The organism is Oscillospiraceae bacterium, from assembly GCA_031265355.1.
In the GTDB taxonomy this organism is placed as follows: Bacteria; Bacillota; Clostridia; order Oscillospirales; family UBA929; genus JAIRTA01.
Map to the genome: position 1 here is coordinate 36,060 of JAISCT010000053.1, position 21,233 is coordinate 57,292.

Consider the following 21,233-nt stretch of genomic DNA (forward strand, 5'->3'; position numbering starts at 1 on the left):
GGCCGCAGGATGGGCCCTGTGCAGACGGGCCGAGGGAGAGGCGGGAGACGCCCGCTTCGCAAAGAGGAAGAGCGGGAGAGAAAGGTGATGTGCCGAAAAACAAAAAAAGACGAGGGCGTTGCTTGTGCTTTTGTTTTCTTTAGAATTGCTTAAAAAATGAATCGTTTAAAAACGCAATTGTTTTTGAAAGGAAGATCTTCTGCCTAAATTCCCGTCTCGGGATATACCTAAAACAACAAATGCAAGATACAAGGAGTGTTTACGATGAAGAAGCGCAACCAAGTCACACGCATCGCGTCGTTCGCGCTGGCATGCGTGCTGCTGCTGACGGTGTTCCCGGTGGCCTCGCCGCCAGCGCGGGCGGCCAGCGCTGTGGCAGCCACGTCCGCTCCTGTCACGGGCATCGACGCGCGCAAGCTCAACTTCAACGACAGTTGGAAATTCCTATTGGTTTCCAATAGCGCCGTGACCGACACAACCGACCGCTCCGCCGTCGCCTTTGACGACAGCGGCTGGAAAGACGTGACGCTGCCGCATGACTGGAGCATTTACGAGGCCTATGGCAGCGGCAACTCCCGCCGTTCCCAGGGTTATCTGCCCGGCGGCCTGGGGTGGTACCGCAAGACATTCACACTGGATTCGTCATATGCCGACAAAAAGGTTTCGATCATGTTCGACGGCATCGTCCAGGTAAGTGAAGTTTACATAAACGGCACGAAACTGGGAATGCAGTTTCTCGGCTACAACACGTTCGACTACGATATTACGCCGTATATCCACACCGACGGCACTGCGAACACAATCGCCGTCCGCGTACAGGCGCCCGGCAATATTCAGCGCTGGTACTGCGGCGCGGGTATTTACCGCAACACGTATCTCATCGTAACCGAAACGACTTACGTGCCCACGAACGGTGTTTTCGTCACGACTCCGAAGGAAGGGCTCACACCCGCATGGCAGTCCATGACGCCCATCAACCCGACGAACGCTGTCGTCAACGTCAAGACGAAAGTCACGAACGAATCCGGCGCGGCGAACGACTATTCCGTCCGCTCGACGATCGTCAACAGGCAGGGTGAAACGGTCGTCGCACCGGTCGCCTCACCGGCGGTGAACATCGTGAGCGGCTCGACGATCACCGCGGAGCAGAACATCGACCTGCCAAACCCGAAGCTCTGGTCGGTGGACAGCCCGAACCTCTACTGGCTCAAGACCGAGGTTCTCCAAGGTTCAACCGTCGTCGATACCGTGACGACGCGCTTCGGCGTCCGCTATATCGAGTTCGACGCCAGCAAAGGCTTCTTCCTGAACGGCGTACATACGAAGCTCAACGGCATGTGCGAGCACGGCGACTTAGGCTCGCTGGGCATGGAGGTTTATCAGGCCGGCATCGACCGCCGCATCCGGAAACTCAAAGACATGGGCGTGAACGCCGTGCGCACCGCGCACAATCCCGTCCCGCCGGAATATATCGAGGCGTGTGACCGCTTGGGCATGCTGGTGTTCGAAGAGGCTTTCGACCAGTGGACTACGACCAAAAACAGCAATGATTTCGGAAAATATTTCACGAAATCCATCGACGACGGCACGACGACCGTGTTTACCATCGCCAACACCGCGTCTTCCATCACCTGGAACAGGCCCGACCTCATCTCCAATGCGGAGCGCGAAATGAAGGCGATGGTTGACCGCGACAAAAACGCGCCGTCTATCTTTTCCTGGAGCGCCGGCAATGAGATTGACCAGTACGGCACTGCCAGCGGCATCCCGCTGTATAACCAGATTCGCGCGTGGGTGCGGGAAATCGACACGACCCGCCCCGTGGCCGCCGCCCCGCCGTCATGGTCGGGCACGTACGAGACCCAAAGGAACCTCATACCCATTTCGGATATTTACGGCTTTAACTATAAGACGACCCAATACGCCACCAACCACGCCGCCTATCCGAACTCGGTAATCTTCGGTTCGGAGACGTCGTCCGCCTGGTTCTCGCGCGGCGTGTACCACATCGACTCATACGGCTCAAACGAGAGCACGACCACCGATCGTCAGTATTCCGAATATCCGTTCGGAACGCACTTCGAGCTTGCGTCGGTCTCCCTGGTCAACCACCGCCCTGATTATGTCGCGGGCGAGTTTGTCTGGACGGGACACGCTTACCTCGGCGAGCCGCAGAATATGGAAAGCTATGCGGTGAGCTCGTACTATGGCTCTATCGACACAGCCGGCTTTGAGAAGGACATTTTCTACTTCTACAAGAGCAACTGGACGACCGAGCCGGTGCTGCACCTGCTCCCGCAGAACTGGAACTGGACGCAGGGGCAGCAGATACCGATCATTCTGTACACGAACATGCCAAACGTGGAGATCTACCTCAACGGCACCGTTATCTACTCCAAGAAGGACTGGGACGTATATACGTCAAGCCCCGCTTACATAGAGTGCGGCAGGTTCCCGTTCCAAGCGGGCACGCTCAAGGCTGTTGGCTATGACGCGAGCGGCAAGAAAATCATCGAGGACGTCGTTTATACGGCGGGCGCGGCCGCGAGCGTCCGGCTTTCGGCGGACCGCGCTTTCATCGGCAACGACGGCACAGACATCGCCTACGTCGAGGCGACCATCGTCGATTCCGCCGGGAACAAAGTCCCAGACGCGGCGGGCAAAGTGACGTTCAGCGTATCGGGCGGCGAGATCCTCGCTCTCGACAGCGGCGACCCCACTTCCACCGAAGCGCGCCGCGGCGTAAACAGCCGCAACGCCTTCTCGGGCAAGGCGCTCGCCATCGTCCGCCCGACGAAGGGCAGCGTGAGCGACATAACCGTCACCGCGACATACGCGGCGGGCAGCGGAACCGTCGCGTCCAACGTCGTGACAATCGGCTCCGTCACGGGCGCGTCCGTTGACGGCACCGACATTATCTCCACCGACGGCGCGGAAGTGACGACGGGCGTCGGCATACGGCCGATGATGCCCAAATCTATCCGCGTCACCTACAGCAGCGGCCTGCTTATTGAGACGGCCGTTGAGGAGTGGGTGCTGGACGAAGTCGATATTACCACAGAGGGCGACCATATCGCTTACGGCCATCTGGCGGGCGACCTCGGCGTGGCGGAATGCGTTGTCCACGTCAAGCCCATCGGCGCCGTCGCGGACATTGACGTAAACACGCTGCCAACGCTCGCGCCGCCGCTGCCGGTTTTTATCACGATTCACTATTCGGACGGCACGGTGGGCGCGGCGGAGGTCGTGTGGCCCGCCGTCGATCCGTCGCTGTACGCCGCGGCCGGCAGCACGTTCAACGTGGTCGGCTCGCTCGGCGAGATCACTGTCACGGCGCGCGTGGCCGTGAAGGAGTTTGATTACGCCGAGACGGTCAATCTCGAAGCCGTCGTCGGGAAAATGCCCACATTCCCTGACGGCGTGACGGTACACTTCAAGGACGGCACGCAAGACTTCGTCCCCGTCACGTGGGATCCGCCGGCGACGCTTGTTTCGGGGCCGGGCAGATTCACCGTGACGGGTTCCATACTCGGCTCGACGACGTTGGCCGCCACCGCGTATGTGCATGTGCAGTACGTCGTCTATTTGAGCGACCTCGACTGGTCGTCGTTCACGGGTACCGCGCCGACGAAAGACAAAACGATTGTCACGGGTGAAACGCTGATAGCCCGCAACGACGTAAACGGCGCGTCCCCCACATACGACAAGGGCCTGGCGACGCACGCGCCGATGACCGCGACGTATAACATCGCGGATATAGGCTTCGTCCGCTTCACCTCGCTGGTCTCGCTGGGCGAAGACTACGGGCGTTACGCGGAAGGTTCGGTGATATTTAAGGTTTACCTCGACGGCAAGCTCGCCTATACGAGCCAACCGCTGAACTGCTACGACATGTCGCCGCTGATCGACTTGGACGTCACGGGCGTTAAGCAGTTCAGTATCGAGCTGACGCCTTACGGCGACGCCAACCCCGAGTTGTTTATCGGCAACTGGGCAGACGCGAAATTCTACTCGGATGAATCGCAGGAGCCGGTCAATCTCGCGCAGGTCTACTACGTCCGGAAGGGGATGCCCGGCGACCTGCCAAACATCCTGATTAACCCGACGATAAACTCGACGAAGTACTACGGCAAGGTATATCTGTCCTACAATAACCCGAACCTTGATGCGGTCAACCTGCTCGGCAAAACGGTAACGGCGGTCGCTACGCTGCCCAGCGGCGCGACGACGACCGTGACGGTGCCCGTCGTCGTCGTCCCGCGTTCCCTGAAGTACTTCTACGACCCGGGCGACACATCGGCGACATGGGCGAACATAAAGACCCTTGTGGAGAAAGACGGCTGGACGATGGGCAATACGTCGGCGTGGCCGGCCAACGTGACGACAGGGGTAAACACGGGCTGGTACGCCACCAGCGGCAGCGGGACGACGGTCAGCACCAGCGCCACAGGAGTATCGACCTCTACCGGCCTTTTCACCAGTCTGCTGTACACGACGTCCAACAACTCAAAGATCGGGTTCAACTTTACGGGCCTCACCAACGGCACAAGCTATACTGTGTACTTGGGCTACTACAACCCATGGGCGAGCCGGACACTTACCACTTGGTCGTCCACGACGGCGGTGACCGGAGCCTTAGGCGCGCCCCCCTATAACGCGTCTACGGGCGTCTCCCAAGGCTCAAACACCGCGAATACCACGAGTGCGGTCAGGACGTTCTCCGTGACGCCGACCGCGTCGCAGATCCGCGTCGGCATATTCTGCACCGGCAATCAGCCCATGGTGTCCTTCGCCATGCTGGAGGAGAACGTCGCGACGCCGTCGTACACCGCGGCGCTCGTCAAGCCTGCCGAAGGCGTAGTGTCCTATTCCGCGCCGTTCGCGAGCGGCGCGACAGCGGCCGTCGCATCGGGCGACCGCCTCTTCTTCAACATCGTGCTCGAAGACGGTTACGAGATTATCGACGTGAACGTCACGAACGGAGCGACCGCCGAAGTCGTCGGAAACCAGATCATTGTGAGCAATATCACAGCGGACACGACGATTACGCCGGACGTGTTGTTGACGGGTCAGCCGGCGATAACCGCGTTCGATTTCCCGACGGTTGAGGATGAGATCGTGTTGATCAACCAGCTGGCGCGCACGATCAATGTCACCGTCCCATACAGCACCAACGTGACATCCCTCAGTCCGACGGTTCGTTTTATAGGCGAGAGCTATGAGCCGACTGGAGCGCTGGATTTCTCCGCGCCGAAGACATACACCGTCAAAAACGGCGACGCCGTGAGCCAGTACACCGTCACCGTCACGGCCGACCCTGGCGCAGACTGTGACATCACAAGCTTCGCCATAGATTCCCGCGAAGGCGTTATAAACGGCGCAAACATCGCGCTGACGCTGGCGCTGCCCTACGGAACCGTTGTGGCAGACGTGTTGCCTGTTGTCAGAACGAGCATCGGCGCGTCATACGCTCCGGCGAGTCCTGTGACGTTCATACCCGGAACACCCGTCACATACACCGTGACATCAGCCAACGGCCTGAATTCCAAGGAGTATTTCGTAACGGTGACGGTCGATCCGCCGGTCATTGCGGGGCTGTCTCCGTCTCAGACCACGACGCTTGAGACGACGCCGGAAGACGGCGAGTCGTTGCTTCCGAGGCGGGTCGAGGTCGTCCTGGAGTCGGGTCAGACGGTCATGGCCGATGTCACGTGGGGTCAGGCGACTTACACGCTCAACACTGCCGTAACCGTGATCGGTGTGATCTCCTACGACGGCTCGGCTCCGATCTCCAGGACGTTCCATGTGGATGTCGTCGAGAAAGATGCGATTACCGCGCAAGCGTCGGTCAAAACCGAAAGCGGCTTTGTCATAGCGGACTTCTCGGTGATCAACATGACGTCCGAAGATGAGAGCGCCATTGCGTTCATCGCTCAGTACGCCGGCGACCGGCTTGTCCAGGTTTGGTCGGAATCGTTGGATGTGGCGCCGCTCTCTCGCAACGCCATCGGCATCGACGGCATCCCATTCGACGCTGACAGCGTGTACAGGGCATTTTTATGGGACGTGACGACCTATATCCCGCTGTGTGCTTTCACTGAGCTGTTCGGCACGCGTTACGACAATCTCGCGCTGAACGTACCTGCCAGAAGCACAAATGCCGAAACCGCGAATCCAGTCGCAAACGCGGTAGACGGGAATCGGACCGGCACCAGATGGTGCACCACGGCGAGCGGGTACCCAAGATGGATAGAAGTTGACCTCGGTTCCGAATGCAGATTGGAGGCGCTTAATCTGTATTTCGAAGCCAGAACAGCAAGCACGTATTACCAATACAAGGTATGGGGGCGTTCGACGCCGATCACCAATTGGAGTACGCCCTACGCGACGAACAAGGATTTCTCCGCCGACAGCGAGTATTTCTTGTTCGCCGACAAAAGCGATAGCACGGCGGTCGGTTACACGGCTGCCGCTTTGAGCGGAACGGCGCGCTATATCGTGATTCAGATTACGGGTACCAACGATAGCGGTGCCTGGGCTTCGATCCATTCCATCGAGGTTTCAGGTTGGAAGTAAGACGTTGAAACCCAAACACAAGAAGGCCGCCAGGCGTCGTGAAGACGCCTGGCGGCCTTTTGACAAGAATTCTCTTGCTTTAAGGCCTTAAAACATAGTATGATAAAGGTAGTCTTCGCTTCCTCGGCGGACATGGGCCGAAACGGCGTGCGGCAGGGACGGAATTGGAAAAAATCAGAAATCAAAAAACGCGGGCGCGGCGCGTCTGCGGATGTGGAGGCAGTGAGATGAATTTGCTGACGACGCTTTTGAACAAGAAGACATGCGCGTTTGCCGCGGGGGTGGCGGCCGGGTTGGCCCTGCCGCTCGTGGCAAAGAGCAAGACGACGCGGCGGGCGGCCGTGCATCTCGTGGTGCAGGGGCTCAAACTGCGCGACAACGCGCAGACGGCGCTGGCGTCTATTCAGGAAGAGGCGCAGGACATATACGCCGAGGCCACACAGCGGCGGACACCCTCCGCGGAGGCCTGACCGCATGACCTACACGGTGGCCAGCGACATTCCGGGGCGTCTGCGCGTCCGGTTTGGCCGCTATGCCTTTTCGGAGGCGCAAGGGTGTGCGCTGGAAGAGACATTGACCAAAATCCGCGGCGTACTCTCGGCGCGCGCGGGGTATAGGACCGGCAGTCTTCTGATTGTTTACGCGGCGCACATGCGGGCGGATGTGCTGCGCGCGCTGGACGCGTTGCGTCTCCCCGCTGCCCCGGCGGCGCTGCCCGAGGGAAAAAACCGGGCGGACGGGGTGTTCCGCAAGGCGCTGCTGCAGCTGGCCGGCCGGCAGTGCGTGCGCCGCTTGCTGCCCGTGCCGCTTCGCACCTGCCTTATCGTGTGGCGGTCTCTGCGCTTTTTGCGGCGCGGGGCCGCCGTGCTGTGCGCCGGGCGCCTGAACGTGGACGTGCTGGACGCCGCCGCCATCGGCGGCGCGATGGTCCTGCGGGACTTTGCCGCCGCCTCCTCGATCATGTTCCTGTTGCGGCTCTCGGAACTGCTGGAGGCGCATACGCTGCAGAAGACCCGCGGGATTTTGTTGGAGAGTTTGCAGGTCAACACTGATGTGGTCTGGATCGAAGAGGCGGGGATGCCGCGACGGATCTCCGCGAGAGACCTCAGCATCGGGGACCATGTGGTGGCACGCGCCGGGGGCGTTATCCCGGTCGACGGCGAGGTGCTGAGCGGCGAGGCCGTGGTCAACGAGTCGTCAATGACCGGCGAGGCGCAGGGCGTATTTAAAAAACAGGGCGACACGGTGTTTGCCGGGACGTCGCTGGTGGAGGGCTGCCTGACTGTGGAGGCCCGCGCGTGGGAAGGCGACACCCGCGTCAGTCGGATTGTACGGATCATTGAACAGGCGGAGGGGCGCAAAGCGACCGCGCAGGGCCGAGCGGAGCAATTGGCCGATCGGCTCGTGCCGTTTAGCTTTCTGCTCTCCGGGCTCGTGCTGCTCGCCACGCGCAACCTGACGAAGGCACTGTCCGTTCTCTTGGTGGACTACTCCTGCGCCGTCAAGTTGGCGACGCCGGTGGCGGTGCTCTCCGCGATGCGCGAGGCATCCGAATTGGGTGTGTTGGTCAAGGGAGGCCGGTTTTTGGAGGTCGTCGCCGAGGCGGACACCTTTGTGTTTGATAAGACAGGAACACTGACCATCGCCGCTCCGCGCGTGAGCGGTGTGACCCCGTTTGGGGCGCGGACCCGTGAGGAGGTGCTGCGCCTAGCCGCCTGCATGGAGGAGCATTTTCCGCATAGTGTCGCCCGCGCGATTGTGAACGCCGCCAAAGCGGAAGAGCTGCGCCACGAGGAGGAACACGCGGAGGTGGAGTATATTGCGGCGCACGGCGTATCTACTTTCATCCATGGGAAACGCGCCGTCATCGGCAGCCGCCACTTCATCTTCGAAGATGAGGGTGTCCCATTGACGGAGGCAGAGTGCACGGCGCTGGGGAGCGAGTGCGACTCTGCGATTTTTCTGGCTGTGGATGGGGCGTTGGCGGGCTGCATCGCGGTCACAGATCCGCCCCGGCCGGAAGCGGCGGGGGCCGTCGCGGCTCTGCGGGCCCTGGGTGTGAAACGGGTACTGATGATGACCGGCGACGGCGAGGCGGCGGCACGCAAAGCGGCGGCGCTCCTCGGTATTGACGAGTTTCGCGCGCAGGTGTTGCCGGAGAACAAAGCGGACACGATCGATGTGTTGCGCGCACGCGGGGATACGGTGGTCATGGTGGGGGACGGCATCAATGACGCCCCGGCCCTGGCCCGCGCCGACGCCTCGATCTCCATGCGCGACGCGTCCGATCTGGCGCAGGATGTAGCGGACTGTGTGCTCACGCGTTCAGATCTGCGGCAGTTGGTGGAGCTTCGGGTACTGGGACGGACGCTGCTTGTGCGTATCCACAGGCAGTATCGGGCCATTGCCGCCTTCAACACCGCCGTGCTGCTCGGCGGGTTGTTCGGATTGATTCCGCCCAATGTCTGTGCGCTGCTGCACAACCTATTTACTGTGGTCGTCAGTGCTTCCGCGACGCGGCCTTACCTGCCCCGGAGCAGGTACGGCCCGGGCGTGGGGCTTCAAATGTAACAAGCCCGTGAGCCGGTCACTGCCGACGCGGTGGGCCCTCGGGCTCGCAGAACAGTTTTTACGGCGCCCGGCGGGGAGGATTCCCCGTCGGGCGCCTTGTCGCCGCTTGCAGGTTATGGCTGTGTGTGGTATAGTTAAAAACAGTGTAATACCTCATGCCAGAGAGGAGAATGGAAAGATGCCCGCTCAACTGCCAAAGACGTACGACCCCAAAGGCGTGGAACCACGCATCTACCAGATGTGGATAGATGGTAATTATTTCCACTCCGAGGTGGACTGGACCAAGCGGTCCTTTTCCATTGTCATCCCGCCGCCGAATGTCACCGGGCAGCTCCATCTGGGCCATGCATTTGACAACACGATTCAGGATATATTGGTGCGTGTAAAGCGCATGCAAGGGTACAGTGCCGTCTGGGTGCCGGGGACGGACCACGCGGGCATCGCCACGCAGATCAAGGTGGAGGAGAATTTGCGCAAAGAGGGCAAGACCCGCCACGACCTGGGGCGCGAGGCTTTTGTTGAACTCGTGTGGGAGTGGAAACATCTCCACGGCGGCCGCATCATCGAGCAGCTCAAGACGTTGGGGTCCTCCTGTGACTGGGCGCGGGAGCGCTTTACGATGGACGAGGGCTGTTCACGCGCCGTGCGAGAGGTCTTCGTACGTCTCTACGAAAAAGGACTCATCTACAAGGGCAGCCGCATCATCAACTGGTGCCCTCATTGCACGACGGCGCTCTCGGACGCAGAGGTGGAATACCGCGCGCAGCGCGGACATCTGTGGCACATTCGCTATCGGGTTGCCGGTTCGGACGAGGTCCTTGTCGTGGCCACGACGCGCCCCGAGACGATGCTGGGCGACACAGCCGTCGCCGTGCATCCGGAGGATACACGCTACCGCCACCTAGTGGGCAAAACCTGTGTGCTGCCGCTTATGGACCGCGTCATTCCCATCGTGGCGGACAACTATGTGGACCCGGCCTTCGGCACTGGATGTGTCAAAATCACGCCCTGCCACGATCCCAACGACTTCGAGGTGGCCGCTCGGCACAGCCTTGAACATGTACTCGTGATGGACGGAACTGCCCGCATCAATGAAAACGGCGGCCGATACAGGGGGCTGACGCGCGAGGAGGCCCGTGAGGCCGTGTTACGAGATCTTGAGGCCGGCGGCTTTTTGGCGGGTACGGAGGACCACGACCACAATGTGGGCGCCTGCTACCGTTGCGGCACGCTGGTGGAGCCGCTCAGTTCCTCGCAATGGTTTGTCAAGATGGAGCCGCTGGCGGGACCTGCCATCGATGTCGTGCGCGACGGGCGCATGAAGTTCGTTCCGGAGCGCTTTGCCAAAACCTATCTCAATTGGATGGAACACGTGCGCGATTGGTGCATCTCCCGCCAGCTTTGGTGGGGGCATCGCATCCCCGCGTTTTACTGTGACGACTGCGGCCATGTGACGGTTGTCCGTGAGGATCCGACGGTCTGTGAGGCCTGCCGCAGCGCGCACATCCGACAGGATGAGGACGTGCTGGACACCTGGTTTTCCTCGGCGCTGTGGCCCTTCTCGGTGTTCGGTTGGCCGAACGAGACGCCGGATCTCAAATATTTTTACCCCACTACCGTTGTCACGCCGGGCTATGAGATCATCTTCTTCTGGGTGGCCAGGATGATTTTCTCGGGACTCGAACACATGGGAGATGTGCCGTTCCACACGGCCTACATCCACGGCATCGTGCGCGACGATCAGGGTCGGAAGATGTCCAAGTCGCTCGGCAACGGCATCGACCCGGTGGAGATCATCGACACCTATGGTGCCGACGCGCTACGGTTTACGATGGTCACCGGCAACGCGCCCGGCAGTGACATGCGCTTTTATCACGAGCGCTGTGAGGCCATGCGCAATTTTGGCAACAAGCTCTGGAACGCCGCCCGTTTTGTTCTCATGAACCTTCATGTAGACACCTGGGAACTGCCGGAAGAACTGGCGCTGGAGGACAAATGGATTCTCTCGAAGCTCAACCGTCTCGTGCCCGACGTGACGGAGAACATTGAAAACTACGAGCTCGGTGTGGCCGCGCAGAAGCTCTACGATTTTTTGTGGGACGACCTCTGCGACTGGTACATTGAGCTGGTCAAGCCCCGCCTTCAGGGGAGCGACGATGCGCGGCGTTCCTCCGCCGAACAGGTACTGGTGTCTGTGCTCACCGGCGCGCTGAAGCTGCTCCACCCGTTCATGCCGTTTATCACGGAGGAGATCTGGCAGGCGCTGCCGCACGAGGGACCGGCGCTGGTGGTGGCCGAGTGGCCGCAGCCGGACGAGAGGCTGAACTTCCCCATCGAGGAGGCTGACATGGAACGGGTGATGGCCGCCGTCAGTGCCGTGCGCGCCCGCCGGGCGGAGATGCGCGTGCCGCCGGCCAAGAAGGCGCGACTCCTCGTGGTCACAACACACCGGGAGGCCTTTGAGGAGGGGCGGGCGTCTCTGATGAAGCTGGCCGGGTGTTCGGAAGTGGAGATCCGCGAGACGCCGCCGGAGGATATGAACGGTTTGGTGGCCCTTGTGACGGACAGCGCGCAGCTCTATCTGCCGCTCGCGGAACTGGTCCGCGTGGCCGATGAGCGCGCCCGGTTGGAAAAGGAGAGACGGACGGCCGAGGCCGAGTGGACCAAGCTCTCCGCCAAACTGGCCAACAAGGGGTTCGCGGCCAAGGCTCCGGCGGCTGTGGTGGAGGCCGAACGGACGCGGCTGGACAAATTGGACTCCCTGCTGCGCAAACTCTCCGACAGCCTGGCGGCACTCCCGCCGGAGGCCGATCTCTCATAGATGAAAACGATGACGTATGAGGAGGCGCTGGACTATCTGCATGGGGTCCAGCGCTTCGGTTCCAAACCGGGGCTTCAGCGGGTGGAGGCCCTGCTGGCGGTACTCGGACATCCGGAGCGGTCATTGCGCTTTGTCCATGTGGCCGGTACCAACGGGAAGGGTTCGACTGCCGCGATGGTCGAGAGTATCCTGCGGACGGCGGGGTACAGGACGGGTTTTTTTGTGTCGCCCTTTGTAGAAGATTTCCGAGAACGCGCGCAGGTGGGCGGTGCGTGGCTGTCGAAGGACGAGTGGGCTGCCCGGCTGTCTGGCGTCCGGGCCGCGGCTGCGGAAGTCACGGCGGCCGGTGGGCCGCAGGCGACGGAGTTTGAGCTGCTCACCGCGTTGACGCTGCACTGTTTTGCCGACCATGGCTGTGATATCGTCGTGCTGGAGGTGGGCCTCGGCGGGCGTTTTGATGCGACAAACGCAATCCCGCCGCCGGATGTGGCCGTGCTCACGCCGATCTCGCGCGACCACATGGAGTACTTGGGCGAGACGCTCGCGTCCATCGCGTTCGAGAAGTGCGGCATCGTCAAGCGCGGCTGTCATGTTGTCACCGGCGTCGGGCAGCCGCCCGAGGCGATGGCGGTCATCCGCGCATGCTGCGAGCGAACGGAGACGCCCCTGTGGGCGCCGGACGAGGCGCAGCTGCGCATACAGGAGACCGGCCTGGCTGGCACCCGCTTCACTTATCGGGGGCAGGCGCTGTCCGTGCCGCTGATGGGAGTGCACCAGGTGCAAAACGCCCTCACCGCCTGCGAGGCGGTGAGGGCGCTGACGGCGCGTGGCTGGGCGATTTCAGCGGAGACGGTGGCTCGGGGGCTTGCCGCCGTCCGTTGGGGCGGGCGGCTGGAGATTGTGCGGGAGACGCCGCTGTGTGTGATCGACGGCGCCCACAACGCCGCGAAGACGGAGGCGCTGGCCCGGGCGCTCGACACCCTGTTTGCCGGGCGGCGTCGGGTGATCGTGATGGGTATGTCGGCGGACAAGGAGACGGCTCTCTGCGCCGGGCACATCGCCGCGCGCAGCGATGTATTCATTGCCACCCAGTACAAAAACCCACGCGCGCTGCCGGCCGAGGAAATGGCCCGGCAGGCCGCGCCCCACTGTGCCCATGTGGAAGTGTACCCGGACCCGGGCGCCGCCTGCGCTCGCGCGCTCGCACTGTGCGGGCCCCAGGATCTGCTGCTCGTCTGCGGCTCGCTCTATCTGCTCGGCGACGCCAAACGCAGCCTGACGGAAAGAATACAAGTCAAATGACAAAGGGCAGGGAGATTTCGGAGGTTGCCAAGGTTATTTTTTCGACGGACCCTTGAAGGACAGGAGGCAAAGGACAATGGGAAAGATGGAAGGCATCAGGATACAAAATTATGGATCTCTCAAGTCTATTGCTTGGGGAAAGCTTTTTAGCAATCAGGACGGAAAACCACTTTCAGGGGAGGATGTCAAGCAAAAAAAGGTTCTTTCCAAACTCAGTTGAAAGCCCGTCCACTCGCCTGCGGAAATTATCGTTTTTAGCCACATCCATATGTTTGGATGGCGAAATTTCAACCAAACATGGAAAGAACCAAAAAAATCTTGAATCTTCAACAACTCTGTGCTTTCTTCAGCCTTTTTTCCATGATTTTCGTCGTGTATCAAGTAATTTAATGCTTTTACAGTGGCATCTTGTGACGTCGGTCGCGCTCCTCTCCTGTCAAGCGCGGGTTTCCACCAAGCAACGCCGTTCCCTTGATGCCTCTGACTTCCCAGCTGCCTCTTGACGCCTTGAACTCTTATTAAACAAGTATGACATAAAAGCAGTCAGATTTCTGCTAGAAGTTTTCATTAAATTTATAGATAATTAATGTCCCCGATTATACAATATAAAATATCAGCTAAATAGACTTTAGCTATCAACAAAAAATTGTAGCTTCAGTCGAGGTCATTGTGCGAAAAAGGACGGAAGCATCAGGGGGGAATTGATGCCGCCTTCTTTTCAAAAATAGGTTTGGTGGAGTATGGGATAAATTTTACATCTATCCCGTCGCTTGCGGCATTCAGGGTAAATTAATGGAAAACGCGGGGGGGGGGGGGACGGCGAGTTTAGTGGAGCAATGCAAATTAACATCCAAAACAAATATTATGAGAGATGAGGAGATTTAAGGTGAGGAGATTTAAGGTGAGGAGATTTATGCGCAAGCTAAGAACTATAGCTGCATGGCTGCTGGTTATGATGATGGTCATACCGTCAAATCTAAGTATTATGACTGTCAGTGCACAAGGACTGGAAACTGAGAATCGGAACATCGCGAAACTACGGGCTGTCTACCAATCCAGCTCCGCCAACTTCAACAACACGGGGCAATTAGTGACGGACGGTATTCTTTCGCCGGAAGCGATCACACCGGTAATCACCCGGCAATGGGACGATAGTCCTTCGGCAGAGGATGCATCCTCCGCATTTGATGGACTGAGCACGACAAAATATTTCTGTCATCATCCCCAAACATGGGTGCAGTATCAATTCCCAAGAGGGGTTAAATACTCTATTTCAAGCTATACGGTAACGACGGCTAACGACAGTCCTGACCGCAACCCGAAAGACTGGGCACTATACGGAGTAACAGATGACGACCAGCTTGAGGTTGTTGATACGCAAACTGGACAGTTGACTAATCTTGCCGCTTATACTGCCAGAACATTCAACACGACTCAGAATTTGGGGAAAACGTACAAAGCTTACAGGCTTACGATAACAGCCAATAATGGCAACACGCAAGGTGACTATGGCGGCAACATTCAATTCGCCGAGCTGGATCTTTTGAATTCGGGCGTTTCGGTGATCACTAAACCCTCCACAAGCAATATTTTTTCCAGCTACTGGCAAAGCGCCACCGCTTCAACCGAGTGGGTATACATAGACTTAGGCGGTCCGAGCAAGATTGATGGATTCAAGCTTGTATGGGGAACCGATGATTATGCGTCCAATTATGATATTCAGGTGTCCGACAACGCCAGCTCTTGGACTACGGTGTATTCCTCAACGGCGGCAACGGGCGGCGCCCAAAACATAACACTTCAAAGCCTCGTAACTGGAAAGTATGTGCGGCTTTTGGCAAAGGCCTGTCATGGTTTATCATACATGCTATATGAGTTTGAAGTGCTTGGTGACAATGATGTTGAGGTCTCAAAAAAACCGCAACCTCCGGTAGAGCCAGACGGAAGGAAACAGTTCCTGACGGGCGGCAACTGGAAACTCCAGCGAGCTTCCGAGGTTAACGCGACGGGTCCGAGGATTTCATCATCAACAGATCTTTACGATGATTCAGACTGGATTGCCGCGACCGTGCCCGGCACTGTTCTCGTTAGCTATCTGAACAATGGCGCTATTCCTGATCCCAACTTTGGGATGCAAACGGATATGATTTCAGAGTCATATTTCTTATCCGATTTCTGGTACAGGGATTCGTTCCTCATCGACAATGACAAATTCGGGCAAGAAATCTTTCTGAATTTCAACAACATCAACTGGAAAGCTGACGTTTATTTCAACGGCACAAAGCTCGGAGACATAAAAGGCGCCTTTATCAGGGGCAAGTTCAACGTGACTGGCCTTGCGAATTACGGCGGGGAAAACGTCGTTGCGGTTTATATTTACAAGAACGATAATCCTGGCGCCACACATAACAGAACGTTGGAAAGCACCGGCAAAAATGGCGGCGATCTAGGGAGAGACAATCCGACTATTCACGCCACCGTAGGTTGGGACTGGGTTCCAACAGTCAGGGGACGCGATATCGGTATTTACGGCGACGTGTTCCTGACATATTCGGGAGCTGTTCAACTTGCCGACCCATGGATTGAAACTCACTTAAAAGGAGTCGGCGGCAGCACTGCGTACAACGCGGCTATCGACCCATCGACGGCTTATCTGACGTTCAGAACCGAAGTTTCCAACAGCACGGCAAGCTCTGCAAGCGCAACTGTCAGCGGCACGATTATGCCCGGAAACATAACTTATTCGAAGTCTGTCGATGTCGGGCCTGGCCAAACAGTCGAGGTTGAAATTGACGATATTGAGATTCCCGATCCGAATCTTTGGTGGCCTAACAGATATGGCGATCAATTCCTATATTTGAACGAAACGAAGCTTGAAATCGGAAGCAATATTTCGGACATCAAGTCATTCAGATTCGGCGTCAGGGAATTGCGCACATCGACCTCCGGAGTTTTCAATATTTTTGTCAACGGCGCCAGGATCTACTGTTCAGGGGGAAACTGGGGCATGGATGAGTCGATGCTGCGCTGCAATGACGCGGAAGGCTACGACATAAGGGTTCGCCTGCATAAAGAAGCCGGATTCACGATGATCCGCAACTGGGTTGGGATGACAGGCAATGAAGAGTTCTATAACGCCTGCGACAAATACGGCATCCTGATCATGGACGACTTTTGGCTGGCTAACCCTGGCGACGGGCCAAACCCCAACGATTTCGATATGTTCATGGCAAATGCCTTTGACAAAATCAAGTGGGTGCGCAAGCACCCGTCGCTGGCATTCTATTGCGGGCGCAATGAGGGCCAGCCTTACGGCGGAACCTGGACGCAGCCAAACGGCGACCTTGTTCCGCGCGGAGACGCAAAGCCATATGATATGAACACCGCATTGAGAGAAGCCTGCGCGGATTTAGACGGGACGCGCAAATATGTCGCTAGTTCCGCGCACGCTACGGAAGGCGTCACACTGAGCGGATACGGGCCATATACCGCGCAGGGTCCCAACTACTATTACCAAAGCGGCAACTCTGGCAACTCCAGGTTCCACTCCGAGAGAGGCTTGCCAAACGTTCCGTCGCTCGAAAGCATTAAGAAAATGATACCAGAGGATTCACTGTGGCCTGTTCCGAACATTCAGTGGGCTTATCACGATTTCACGATTAATGGCGCTCAAAATGGAGCTCAGTTCATGACACTTATGCGGCAATACGGCGAGGCGGGCAATGTGGAAGATTTTGTGAAGTACGCGCAAATGGTGAATTATGAGAACCATAAAGCATTGTTTGAAGGCCCCGAGATTTACAGGTCAAACGCGATGCTGATGTGGATGAGCCAGTCGGCGTGGCCGTCATTTGTCTGGCAGACATACGATTATTTCTTCGACACAAATGCGGGGTATTTCGGCATCAAGAAGGCAAATCAGATCGTTAACGCGATATATAATCCGGATAATAGAACGATTGTCGTTGTAAATAACTCCGGTATCAACTATTCAGGTCTGAGGGTTGAGGTTGACGCGTATGACCTCTACGGCAAAAAGGTTAATTCCCAGATTGCGGAGCCTCTTAATCTTGGAGCGGATGAGGCTGTCACGAACGCGACCGGATCAGCGCCTATCACGTCGGCGCAGACGACGACGGATACCAATTTTATCGTTACCCGCGTCTACAATAACGGAGAATTGATCAGTGACAACTTCTATTGGATGACATTCGCGTCAAGCCGCAATTTCCTTGATATGAAGAACCTGGACATGGTTGCTCTTAAGTCGGAAATTACCGATATTGACAATATCGACGGCGTCAGCTACGTTACGGCCAAGATCAAGAACGCCAACGATATACCGGCGCTAATGATAAGGATTAAGACACTGACCGACGTAACCGGCCAGCAGGTTCTGCCCGCGTATTATTCGGACAATTATTTCTCGCTTATGCCGGACGAAGAAACAGAGATAATCATTGAGTTTGATGATAAGCACCTTTTAGGCGAGGAAGCCGAGTTCTTCCTTGAGGGCTACAACATTGCACCCTCCGAGCTTGGAGCGGATGTGCCGAATTACCGCATAGGCACACCCAGATTTATCTGGAATGAGTCATACATCGAAAGTATGATCAACGGCGAGATCTCGCTTGAAGTCGGGGTCACTGCTCTCGAAGATTCCGAACTGGAACTTTATCCTATAATAGCGCTGTATTATGATAACAAGCTCGTTGACGTGCAAGGAGAAAAAACCCTTGCCGTACTCGGAGAGGGAGATAGCGTCAAGCTGCGCACAAAAAGCATTGTCGTCCCATCCGGCCCGTTGCAGGGATATTCCGTTAAGGGTTTCCTGTGGGATGGGAATATGACACCTTTAAGGCAAGCGATCTCTCTTGGGGAATTCGTGGAACCAAGCGACAATATCTTGCTCAAGAAGCCGGCTTCCGCCAACGGGTACACGGATAACTGGCCGCCCGAAATGGGTAATGACGGCAATACTGCGACACGCTGGTCATCCGCATACTCTAATAATCAGCCGTACGTGGTTAATTTAAGGGGCGAATATCAGATAGAAAAAGTCTCAATTGAATGGGAATCGGCGCGTGCCGCGACATTCCAAATACAAATAGGGAACAGCCCGAATGGTCCGTGGACTACACTTACGCCAATAGGCGCAACCAGTGATGTAATAAACGGTACCGGCAGCCAGCACAGTATCCAGACGATAAACTTCCCTCTCTCGGATCCGTGCAGTTATTTCAGATTTTATGGATTGACGAGGAATACGAACTACGGGTTCTCGTTCTGGGAAATTGAGGCTTATGGAGTAGAATCGACGCCTCATAACATAAGGATCAACCCGTTAAACGACCGAAGCGGATATAACGGCATCCCCATGAGGTTTGTCGTCAGCGCCAACGGATCAGCAGGAACAGGCATTGTGTACTCCGCCGACGACCTGCCAGAAGGAGCCGCAATTGACCCGGTCACTGGCGTGTTCACGTGGACGCCGACCGATTCCCAATTGGGGGTTCACAACATAACTTTCATTGTAACGAATGGATTCAAGTCTGATCAAATGACCGTTATGGTCACAATCGGTTACGACTTGGCTTCCGATACGGCCCCGCCATTGTGGCCGCCCGACCCGGAGCTAGATATAACAACGTAAGTCGCTGAAATGGCCCGCTGCTTATGACCTTGATACCGCAGTGGCCGAATATGAGTTGTATAGCGGCTCATCCAGAATTGCGATTCTAAGCCCCGGAACGACCACATATTCAGCTATGAGCCTTATGCCTGAAATAGCGTACGAATTCAGTATCCGTGCCAAGGATTTGGCCGGCATATAGTTCATCCCTCACTATCGAAGTAACTACCGGCCAAGCGCCGGTAGTTACTCTTTATGACAGCGTAGCGTGGACCGGTTCACACCCGACAGTATACTATGCTGACCGCGGTAGCGGTTCCAACCAGCAGAAAACGGACAATGGCCGGTCATCAGCAGCTCAACAGCAATACATTTTTGGATGAGTTTACATTGTCCGGAGCGGATGGCAGGTATGTTCGAATCTATTGCCAAAATGCGACGACTCAGTATGGGTATTCAATATGGGAGTTTGAAGCGTATGGGGCACCGTACATAGGCCCATGAACAATAGTAATTATGTACCTCTAAAAAAATATGGATGAATAAATCCACTTGTCAGTCCGGGATCGGTTTTCCCGGACTGACAAGCAGGGAAAGATATTCGGGAGTGTCGCGCAAACCGTGTAAACGGGATAATCTAGCAAGGATTTGAGAATACTAAGGTTGCTTTTACCCGTACGGAAGACAGGACAACGATGGAGACCGACCCGAGCGCCGAACGGGGTTTGGCGGGAAGCGATGCCGGTAGGTGTCGCTTTCGTAATCGCTTCCCGGAAAACAAAGGCGATAAACTTCGGGGGTATCGGGGGCAGAGCCCCTGATTCTAAATCTATCCTGCGCGGCGGACGTCCAGCCTGTCGGCAAAAAACACCATCAACTGCCCAATTATCATGCCCCAGTCTCGGACAGGCATACTCCATTTCTTGCTGATTTCTTGAATAGAGAGAAAAACAGACTTTTTCACCGCATCATCAGTCGGGTAAGTCGTCTTTGTTTTATCGTGAACTTGCGCAGCATACGATGAAAACCCTCAACCGCATTGGTCGTATAGATGAGCCGCCGGACTTCCTCCGGATACTTGAAATAGGTGGATAGCTCCGTCCAGTTTTGCTCCCAAGATTTGATGATTTGTGGGTACTTCTTGCCCCACTTTTCACGAAACTCTTCCAGACGGTATTCCGCGTCGTCCAGCGTCGGCGCACCATAAACCAGCTTCAGATCGGCCATGACCCCCTTGATATCTTTATACGAGACATATTTCGTGGAATTGCGGATTTGGTGTATGACACAAAGCTGTTGTTCTGTCTTCGGAAACACCGTTTCAATCGCTGTGGAAAACCCGGAAAGATTGTCACGGCAAGCGATTAAGATGTCCTCCACACCACGGTTCCTCAGTTCGTTGCATACCGTCGTCCAGAAACTGGCGCTCTCGTTCTCACTCATCCACATGCCGAGGATTTCTTTCCGCCCCTCCAAGTTGATCCCCAAAACAGAGTACAGACACTTGTTGATCACCTTGCTGTCCTTACGGACTTTGAACACGATACCGTCCAAAAACACCACCGGATACACAGCGTCAAGAGGACGACTCTGCCATTCCGCTACCGCCGGCATGATCTTATCGGTGATACGGCTGATGAGCCCTGCTGATACATCCACCCCATAGATGTCACGTAGATGGTCTTCGATATCGCGCGTAGACATCCCTTTGGCGTACATCGCCAGCACTCGCGCCTCGATGTCGTCTGTGCGCGTCTGTCGCTTCTCAATCACTTGCGGTGCAAAGCTTCCGTTTCGGTCGCGGGGTACGGCGATCTCGCTCTCCCCCCACTCACTTTTGATCATCTTCCTGCCGTATCCATTCCGTGAGTTGCCGCTGTTGTTGCCCAGTACACTGTGCTTGTCGTAGCCAAGGTGTTCGTCCATTTCCGCCTCCAGCATCTTTTCCAGCGTCCCGGAGAACAACCCTTTCAGCTTCGCTGTGATATCAGCAGCCGTTGTGCATCCTTCCGCTATCAGACCTACGAGCGCGCGTTCTTCTTCGTTCAGTTGTGTCATCGAGAACATCTCCTCCTTCTTTCCTTGTGGAGATTATTCCCATTTACACGGCCCGCTATACGTCCTCGTCAGTGGCGACAAAATCTCATAATCGCCGCCACGCGCTCGAACAGCGCCTTCTCGTCCACAAGCCCGGCGTTCGGCGCGGACGGAACCAGCGCCGAATTCCCGACAGGTTGCCTTTCGGTTTGAACTCACAAGGATTTCTTGTAAGTTCAATTTTCAGCAGGTTTGCCGCCTTGATAGATGGTCAGCAACGTGGAAGCTTCGCTT

Annotated in this window: 7 protein-coding genes and 1 pseudogene; 7 read left to right on the forward strand and 1 reads right to left on the reverse strand. The window is 56.9% G+C overall.

Annotated features, from left to right (window positions below; all coding sequences use genetic code 11):
* Positions 1-264: 264 nt before the first annotated feature.
* The 7 genes from LBK75_08035 to LBK75_08065 all read left to right on the forward strand — a co-directional run bounded on the left by LBK75_08035 (position 265) and on the right by LBK75_08065 (position 18,923).
* Positions 265-6,576, forward strand: coding sequence for an NPCBM/NEW2 domain-containing protein (locus tag LBK75_08035; GenBank protein ID MDR1158239.1), 6,312 nt, complete (start codon positions 265-267; stop codon positions 6,574-6,576).
* A gap of 227 nt (positions 6,577-6,803) precedes the next feature.
* The gene (locus tag LBK75_08040) at positions 6,804-7,046 is read left to right on the forward strand and encodes a DUF6110 family protein (protein MDR1158240.1); all 243 of its coding nucleotides are present in this window, start codon (positions 6,804-6,806) and stop codon (positions 7,044-7,046) included.
* A 4-nt stretch (positions 7,047-7,050) separates the two neighbouring features.
* Positions 7,051-9,147 (forward strand): heavy metal translocating P-type ATPase, encoded by a 2,097-nt coding sequence (locus LBK75_08045; GenBank protein MDR1158241.1) that lies wholly within the window; start codon positions 7,051-7,053, stop codon positions 9,145-9,147.
* Between the two features lie 178 nt (positions 9,148-9,325).
* A complete protein-coding gene (locus tag LBK75_08050) occupies positions 9,326-11,968 on the forward strand; it encodes a valine--tRNA ligase (protein MDR1158242.1) in 2,643 nt (880 codons plus the stop codon).
* Complete coding sequence (locus LBK75_08055; protein MDR1158243.1) at positions 11,969-13,270, forward strand: bifunctional folylpolyglutamate synthase/dihydrofolate synthase; 1,302 nt, start codon at positions 11,969-11,971, stop codon at positions 13,268-13,270. It abuts the gene before it with no gap.
* 76 nt (positions 13,271-13,346) lie between these two features.
* Positions 13,347-13,490 carry a hypothetical protein gene (locus LBK75_08060; protein MDR1158244.1) on the forward strand — a complete coding sequence of 48 codons (144 nt, stop codon included), beginning with the start codon at positions 13,347-13,349 and terminating at the stop codon, positions 13,488-13,490.
* Between the two features lie 681 nt (positions 13,491-14,171).
* Positions 14,172-18,923 (forward strand): discoidin domain-containing protein, encoded by a 4,752-nt coding sequence (locus tag LBK75_08065; GenBank protein MDR1158245.1) that lies wholly within the window; start codon positions 14,172-14,174, stop codon positions 18,921-18,923.
* Between the two features lie 808 nt (positions 18,924-19,731).
* Here LBK75_08065 and LBK75_08070 read toward each other — a convergent pair.
* Positions 19,732-20,960 (reverse strand): annotated as a pseudogene (locus LBK75_08070) (IS256 family transposase).
* Positions 20,961-21,233 lie beyond the last annotated feature (273 nt).

Bases quoted from the DNA above. Each gene is read 5' to 3' on its own strand.
- LBK75_08035 (MDR1158239.1), top strand. From the start codon at position 265: ATGAAGAAGCGCAACCAAGTCACACGCATCGCGTCGTTCGCGCTGGCA.
- LBK75_08040 (MDR1158240.1), top strand. From the start codon at position 6,804: ATGAATTTGCTGACGACGCTTTTGAACAAGAAGACATGCGCGTTTGCC.
- LBK75_08045 (MDR1158241.1), top strand. From the start codon at position 7,051: ATGACCTACACGGTGGCCAGCGACATTCCGGGGCGTCTGCGCGTCCGG.
- LBK75_08050 (MDR1158242.1), top strand. From the start codon at position 9,326: ATGCCCGCTCAACTGCCAAAGACGTACGACCCCAAAGGCGTGGAACCA.
- LBK75_08055 (MDR1158243.1), top strand. From the start codon at position 11,969: ATGAAAACGATGACGTATGAGGAGGCGCTGGACTATCTGCATGGGGTC.
- LBK75_08060 (MDR1158244.1), top strand. From the start codon at position 13,347: ATGGGAAAGATGGAAGGCATCAGGATACAAAATTATGGATCTCTCAAG.